The organism is Methylobacterium ajmalii, from assembly GCF_016613415.1.
Lineage (GTDB): Bacteria > Pseudomonadota > Alphaproteobacteria > Rhizobiales > Beijerinckiaceae > Methylobacterium > Methylobacterium ajmalii.
The window spans coordinates 1-7,002 of record NZ_JACWCT010000075.1; the positions used below are offsets into that span (position 1 = coordinate 1).

General features: G+C 75.4%; 6 protein-coding genes. 4 read left to right on the forward strand and 2 right to left on the reverse strand.

Annotated elements, in window-relative coordinates:
* A partial coding sequence (locus tag HPY23_RS14280; RefSeq protein WP_200649633.1) for an ABC transporter permease subunit occupies positions 1–861 on the forward strand: 861 nt, incomplete at its 5' end.
* Between the two features lie 20 nt (positions 862–881).
* The gene (locus HPY23_RS14285) at positions 882–1,619 is read left to right on the forward strand and encodes an ABC transporter permease subunit (RefSeq protein WP_091883511.1); all 738 of its coding nucleotides are present in this window, start codon (positions 882–884) and stop codon (positions 1,617–1,619) included.
* Here the strand turns inward: HPY23_RS14285 and HPY23_RS14290 are convergent.
* The gene (locus HPY23_RS14290) at positions 1,616–3,673 is read right to left on the reverse strand and encodes a M3 family metallopeptidase (protein ID WP_091883514.1); all 2,058 of its coding nucleotides are present in this window, start codon (positions 3,671–3,673) and stop codon (positions 1,616–1,618) included. The two genes, HPY23_RS14285 and HPY23_RS14290, sit on opposite strands and share 4 nt — an antisense overlap.
* A 150-nt stretch (positions 3,674–3,823) precedes the next feature.
* On the opposite strand from HPY23_RS14290, the gene HPY23_RS14295 reads away from it, so the two are divergent.
* Both HPY23_RS14295 and HPY23_RS14300 read left to right on the forward strand, forming a co-directional pair.
* A complete protein-coding gene (locus HPY23_RS14295; protein ID WP_236017674.1) occupies positions 3,824–4,726 on the forward strand; it encodes an extensin-like domain-containing protein in 903 nt (300 codons plus the stop codon).
* Positions 4,727–4,818: 92 nt separating this feature from the next.
* Positions 4,819–5,943, forward strand: coding sequence for a L,D-transpeptidase (locus HPY23_RS14300; protein WP_091883517.1), 1,125 nt, complete (start codon positions 4,819–4,821; stop codon positions 5,941–5,943).
* Positions 5,944–6,188: 245 nt separating this feature from the next.
* Here HPY23_RS14300 and HPY23_RS14305 read toward each other — a convergent pair.
* On the reverse strand, positions 6,189–7,002 hold an 814-nt coding region (locus tag HPY23_RS14305), incomplete at its 5' end, for a peptidoglycan-binding domain-containing protein (protein ID WP_200649634.1).

Here is a 7,002-nt window from a genome sequence, read left to right on the forward strand (position 1 = left end):
GGGCTTCTCGTCGGCAAGCCGGCGGCGGCCCGCGCCGCCCTCGGCCCGGGCGCCTGGCTCGCGGGCCTCGCCCTGGCGTGGCTCGCCGGGCAGGCGGCCCGGGCGGTCTTTTCGCGATGGGGCGGCCTCGTCGCCGCGGCGCTCCTCCTCGGGTTCCTGGCGCTCGCCGCGGGGGGCGGGCTCCTCGATTCGCTCTCGCTCATGGTCGAGTACCGGGCGCGGGCGGGCGCGGTGAACGCGGCGTTCCTCCAGCATCTCGGGCTCGCCGGGGCCGCGCTCGCGCTCGCGCTCGCGATCTCGGGGCCGCTCGCGCTCCTGCGCCTGCGCGACGGACCGGCCTCGCGCCTCGTCGACGGGCTCCTCAACGGCGTGCAGGTCGTCCCCGCGCTGGCGCTCTTCGCCGGCCTGGTGGCGGGCCTGTCGGGCCTGCTCGCCCTCGTGCCGGCCCTGCGGGGGCTCGGCCTGTCGGCCATCGGGCCGGTGCCGGCGGTGATCGGCACCGCCGCCTATCTGTGCCTGCCGCTGGTGCGGGGGCTCGCCGCCGGCCTCGCCGCGGCGGACCCGGCGGTGCTCCACGCCGCCCGGGCGATGGGCCTCACCCCCGGGGCGACGCTGGTGCGGGTGCGCCTGCCCCTCGGCGCTCCGGTGATCGCCGGGGCGCTGCGGGTCGCGGCGGTGCAGAGCGTCGGGCTCGCCACCCTCGGCGGCCTCGTCGGGGCCGGCGGGCTCGGGGCGGTGGTGTTCGAGGGCATGGCGCAGTTCGCCCAGGACCTGATCCTGCTCGGCGCGCTGCCGGTGATCGGGCTGGCGCTCGCGCTCGATGCCGGGCTCGCGCTCCTGACGGCACGGGAAGCCGCATGACAGGCCCGATGACACGCCCGATGACCCGCGCCCTGCCCCGCTTCGCCGCACCGCTGGCGCTCGGCCTCGTCCTGGCCGGGTTGAGCCTGCCCGAGGTCGCCGGTGCCCTCGTGCGCGCGCTCGGGCTGCAGGCCGGCGCGCCGGTGCCGGCCGGGCGCCTCGCCTGGCTCGCCCGCCATCATCTCGTCCTGGCGCTCGGCGGCTTTCTCCTGGCGGGCGGAGCCGGCCTCGCCCTCGGCATCCTGGCGACCCGGGCGGCGGGCGCCTCGTTGCGCACCTCGCTCGATACCCTCGCGGCCGCGGCCCAGGCCGCGCCGCCGGTGGTGGTGGTGGCGCTCGCGCTTCCCGTCCTCGGCTTCGGCGCGCCGCCGATCCTGCTGGCGCTCGCCGCCTACGGGCTGATGCCGGTGATGCGCGGCACCGCCGGGGCGCTCGCCACCGTGCCGGAGGAGGTGCGCGCCGCCGCGACCGCGATGGGGCTCACCCCGGCGCAGACGCTCCTGCGGGTCGAGCTGCCCCTCGCCGCGGGGCCGATCCTCGAGGCCCTGCGGGTGGTGCTGGTGCTGGCGGTCGCCACAGCGGCGGTGGGCGCGCTCGCCGGCGCCCAGACCCTCGGCACCCCGATCGTCGTCGGCCTCCAGACCCAGAACACCCTGGCGCTGGTCCAGGGCGCGGCGGCGGCGGCCTCGCTCGCCTTCCTGGCCGACGCGGCCTGGCTCATGGCCGCGTCGGCGCTCGGCCGGCGGTTAAGCCCCTAGGCCGCCAGCCCGCGCTTGCGCAGCAGCGGCCCGGTGCTCGGCAGCCGGCCGCGGAAGGCCGTGTAGGCGCTGCGGGCGTCGCGCAGGTTGCCGGCGCCGTACACGTAGGTGCGCAGGCGCTCGGCGGTGGCGGGGTCGAAGATGTCGCCGGCCTCCCGGAAGGCGTCGAAGGCGTCGGCGTCCAGCACCTCGGACCACAGGTAGCTGTAGTAGCCGGACGCGTAGCCCTCGCCCGCGAAGACGTGCTGGAAGTGCGGCGTGCGGTGGCGCATCGCGATCTCGGCCGGCATGCCGATGCGGCGCAGCGACTGCGCCTCGAAGGCGAGCGGGTCGATGCCGCCCTCGGCCTCCGGAGACAGGTGCAGGTCGAGGTCGACGATGGCGGACGCCGTGTACTCCACCGTGGCGAAGCCCTGGTTGAAGGTGCGGGCGGCCAGCAGCCGGGCCAGCAGGTCCTCGGGCATCGGCTCGCCCGTGCGGTAGTGGCGGGCATGGGTCCGCAGCACCTCGGGCTGTTCCAGCCAGTGCTCGTAGAGCTGCGAGGGCAGCTCGACGAAATCGCCCGCCACCGCGGTGCCGGCGAGGATCGGATAGGTCACGTTCGACAGGAGCCCGTGCAGGGCGTGGCCGAATTCGTGGAAGAGCGTGCGGGCGTCGTCGAAGGACAGGAGCGCCGGCTCGTCCTCACCGCCCTTGGCGAAGTTCATCACGTTGACGATGATCGGCGTGACCGGACCCGAGAGCCGCTCCTGCGAGCGGAAGCCGCTCATCCAGGCGCCCGAGCGCTTGCTGGGCCTCGCGAAGTAGTCGCCGAGGAAGAGGCCGATCACCGTGCCGTCCCGGTCGGCGACCTCCCAGGCCCGCACCTCCGGGTGATAGCGCGGCGCCTCCGCGAGTTCGGTGAAGGAGAGACCGAACAGGCGCTGCGCGGTGTCGAAGGCGGCCTGGATCATGCCCTCGAGGGGCAGGTACGGCTTGATCTCGCCCTCGTCCAGGGCGTGCTCGCGCCGGCGCAGGCGCTCGGCGTAGTGGCGCCAGTCCCAGGGCGCCAAGTCGGCGGTCTGGCCGTCCTCGTGCGCGAGGGCCTGGAGGCGGTCGCGCTCGGCCTCGGCCCGGCGGCGGGCCGGGGCCCAGACCTCCTCCAGGAGCCCGACCGCCGCCTCGGCGCTGCCCGCCATGGTGTCGTCGAGGCGGAAGGCGGCGTAGCTCGGGTAGCCCAGCAGGCGCGCCCGCTCGGCCCGTAGCCGCAGGGTCTCGGTGATGATCGCCCGGTTGTCGGTCTCGCCGCCGTTCTCGCCGCGGCGGATCCAGGCGCCGTAGGCGCGCTCGCGCAGGTCGCGCCGGGTCGAGAAGACCAGGAACGGCTCGATCAGCGAGCGCGACAGGGTGACGGCGTGCGAGCCGGGAAGCCCGCGCTCCTCGGCGGCCCGGCTGGCCGCGGCGCGCAGGAAGGGCGGCAAGCCGGCGAGGTCGTCCTCGCCCGACAGTTCGAGCATGAAGCCGCTCTCGTCGGCGAGCAGGTTCTGGCTGAACTGCGTGCCGAGCTCGGCGAGCCGCGAGGCGATGGCGGCCATCCGCTCCTTGGCCTCGGCGCCGAGCTCGGCGCCGGCGCGGCGGAAGCGCAGGCGGTAGCGCTCGCGCACCCGCTTCTCCTCGTCGGTCAGGCCGTCCTCGCACACCGCCGAGACCCGCGCCCACAGGTCCGGGTTGAGGTAGATCGCGCTGCCGTGGCGCGCCAGCCGCGGCGCCACCGCCCGCTCGACCGCCTGGAGGTCCGGGTTGGTGTGGCTGCCGGCCAGGTTGAAGAAGGTCGCGGAGACCCGCCGCAGGGCCTCGCCGGAGCGCTCCAGCGCCCCGATGGTGTTGGCGAAGGCCGCCGGCTCGGGATTGCCGGCGATCGCCTCGATCTCGGCGACGTGCTGGGCGAGCGCCCGCTCGAAGGCCGGCTCGTAATGCGCGGGAGCGATGCGCTCGAAGGGCGGCAGCCCGTGGGGCGTGGTCCAGACCGGCTCGGAGAAGGGGTTGGGCTCGTGCTCCGCCGTGACGCCGCGCATGCTGGTCCTCTCGCTCGTGTGGCGGGCGACGATAGACCCTCGGGCGCGGGGCGCAAGCGCGGCGGGACGCGCCGATTGTCCGAGGACGCCCACCCGCCGGAACGGTCACGCTTGGCCAGCCGTTGGAGAGCGCGAACGGGGGGACGCGCGATGCCGGGGACGATGATGGGGCGGAGCCTCGCCGTACTGATGGGGTGCGCCCTGCTGGCGGGGCCGGCGGTCGCCCAGGCACCGACCGGGACGCCGCTGATCCGGACCCCGGCCGAGCAGGTTCCCCTGCCGCCGCCCCGGCCCGAGGACATCAAGGAGCCGACGGCCCGGCACCCCGAGGTCAAGGAATCCGGGCCCGCCGAACCCGCCGCCAAGGATGCAGCGAAGGACGCCGCCAAGGATACGGGCAAGGAGCCCGGCAAGGATGCGCCGGCCGCCCCCGGCGCCGAGACCGCCCCCCTGCCGCCCGAGCGGCCGGCCGACCTGCCGTCCGGCCCGGCGCCGGGGCCCGCCACGATCGTGCCCGACGACAACGCCTGCCTGGGCCGGCTGGAGCGCCTCGGCGTCAAGGCCGAGCCCGTCGCGCCCCTCCTCGACGGGATGTGCGGGGCCGCCAGACCCTTGCGGGTGACGGTGCTGCCGGACGGCGTCGCGCTCGCGCCCGCCGCCACCCTCACCTGCACCGCCGCCGAGGCGCTCGCCCGCTGGAGCACCGAGGTGCGGGTGACTGGCGAGCGCCTCCTCGGCAAGGCCCCGCAGAAGCTCCAGATCGGCGGGTCATACGAGTGCCGCGGCCAGAACCACGACCCGAGCGCCAAGCTCAGCGAGCACGCCTACGCCAACGGGGTCGACGTGATGGGCTTCGTCGTCGAGGGACGGGCCCCGATCGCCGTCGGCGCGAGCCGCGAGGGGACGCCGGAAGCGGCGTTCGAGGCGGCGGTCCGGGCGCGCGCCTGCGGCTTCTTCCGCACCGTGCTCGGGCCGGGCTCGGACCCGGCCCACGCCAACCACCTCCATCTCGACGAGCGCGAGCGGCCCGCCGGCCATCGCCTGTGCCAATAGGGACAGGCCGTCGACCATGCCGCGCGGGAACGTCCGCCCGCGTCCGGCGCTTCTAAGGCTCTGCGGTTCTTCGTAAGTCGGGAGAGGGTCGGATGCGGTCGGCGGCGAGGCTCGGTGCGGTTCTGCTGGTGATGGGATGCGCGGGTGCGGCCGGCGCCGCGGAGACCCCTCTGACCGCGGAGGCGATCAACCAGGCGCAATTCGGAGCCGGGCCGGCGGAGGGCGCCGCGGAGCCCGGCAAATCCGCACCCGACAAACCTGCCTCCGACAAGGCGGAGACCGGCCGCGAGACCGCGAAGGAGAAGGGCAGGGAGAAGGCCGCCGCCGAGAAACGCCCCGATCCGCTGACGATCCGGACGCAGGTGCTCCTCGGCCGGGCCGGGTTCTCCCCCGGCGCCATCGACGGGCGCGACGGCGACAACCTGCGCGGCGCGCTGGCGGCCTTCGCCAAGGCGAAGGGACAGGCCTTCGCCGGCCGCCTCGACGCGCCGCTGTGGCAGGCCCTCTCCGGCACCAGCCCCGACCCGGCGGTGACGCAGTACACCCTGACCGAGAAGGACGTCGACGGCCCCTTCGCGGAGGAGATACCGCCCAAGATGGAGGAGCAGGCCGACCTCAAGGCGCTCTCGTACAGCTCGCCGGCCGAGATGCTGGCCGAGCGCTTCCACATGAGCCGGGGGCTGCTGACGGACCTCAACCCCGACGCGGCGCTGACCAAGGCCGGCACGGTGATCACGGTGGCGGCGGTGCCGGCGCTCGAGACCGGACGCATTCCCGCCAAGGAGCTGCCCGAGATGCCGAAGGTCAGCCGGATCGAGGTCGACAAGGACGCGCTCCAGGTCCGCGCCTATGCCGAGGACGGCGCCCTGGTGCACACCTACCCGGCCTCGATCGGCAGCGAGGAGAAGCCGGCGCCGAGCGGCGTCCTGAAGGTCGAGGGCGTCGCGTTCGACCCGACCTACACCTACAACCCGAAATACGAGTTCAAGGGCGTCGAGACGAAGCGCAAGTTCACCATCAAGCCGGGCCCGAACAACCCGGTCGGCGTGGTCTGGATCGACCTCTCGGGCAACGACGGCTACGGCATCCACGGCACGCCCGAGCCGGAGAAGGTCGGCAAGACCGAGTCGCATGGCTGCGTCCGGCTGACCAACTGGGACGCGCGGGATCTGGCCAAGCACGTCGAGCGGGGCGCGAAGGTGGATTTCGGGAAGTAGGCGGACCCGTCCGGCCGGGCTCTTCCCGGTCGTTCCCGGCGACGCGGTCGACCTCGTCCCGGGGCACCAATCGATCGGCGCCCCGACGGGACGAGGGCGAGGCTGGAATGCCGGCCTCCCGCGCGACCACGATCGCACGGATCGCGCAGGCTCCCTGAAGCCTCGGCGGGACCGACCCCTCAGCTTAAGGGGATGCCGCCGAAGGCACCGTCGCAGACCGGGCCGCCCGAAGCGGCCCGATTGCCTCACTCCGGCTTGAGGCCCGAACGTGCCTCGAGCTCCTGCAGGGTCCGGCGCGCCACGCTGGCGCCGGGCAGGCGGCGTTCGCGCTCGAAGCGGGCGAGCGCCGCCCGGGTGGTCGGGCCGGCGATGCCGTCGACGGTGAGCGGGCCGTAGCCGAGCTTGATCAGGGCGCGCTGGGCATAGGCGACCGACCGGTCGGGCTTGACGAGCCCCGTCGCGGGCGCCGCCGCGTGCAGGGCCGATGCCTTCGGCTCCGATGCCCGCGCCTCCCGGACCGGCGCGTGGGAGGCGGCCTTGGCGGGGGCCTCGCGGCCCTGTATCTCGCGCCCGGCGGTCTCCCGTCCGGGCGCCGCCTTCGCGGCCCTGGCCGGTTCGGCCTTCGGGCCGAGGGAGGCGGTGGTGCGATCGTCGCGCAACAGGGCGCCGATGCCGTCCGGCTTCGAGACATCGGGCTTGGCGGCGCGCGGCGGCAACTCGCCAGCCGCCTGCGCCGCGCGGGTGTCCGGCGCCAGCCGGTCGGCCGGAATCTTGCCCGCGGTGTCCTTGCCGCCGGGGTCCTTGCCAGCCGAGCCCTTGCCGTCCGAGGGCGCCTTGTCGGGCGACGCCTTGGCGAAGAGCGGCGCGGGGTGGCGCCCGGTCTGGAAGCTGAGGGCGTTCGCCGCCACCGCCGCCACCGCTCCGAGGGCGAGGAGGCCGCCGACGATGCCGGCCGGATGCCGCAGGATCCGGTCCGCCCGTCCGCGGATCCGGTCGAGAGCGCCGGCCGGGCGCGGCGCGGACCGGGCCGGGCGCGGGGCACGGGGCGTCGTCCGCACG

Coding starts and splice junctions, on each gene's coding strand:
- HPY23_RS14285 (WP_091883511.1), top strand. CDS start 882: ATGACCCGCGCCCTGCCCCGCTTCGCCGCACCGCTGGCGCTCGGCCTC.
- HPY23_RS14290 (WP_091883514.1), bottom strand. CDS start 3,673: ATGCGCGGCGTCACGGCGGAGCACGAGCCCAACCCCTTCTCCGAGCCG.
- HPY23_RS14295 (WP_236017674.1), top strand. CDS start 3,824: ATGCCGGGGACGATGATGGGGCGGAGCCTCGCCGTACTGATGGGGTGC.
- HPY23_RS14300 (WP_091883517.1), top strand. CDS start 4,819: ATGCGGTCGGCGGCGAGGCTCGGTGCGGTTCTGCTGGTGATGGGATGC.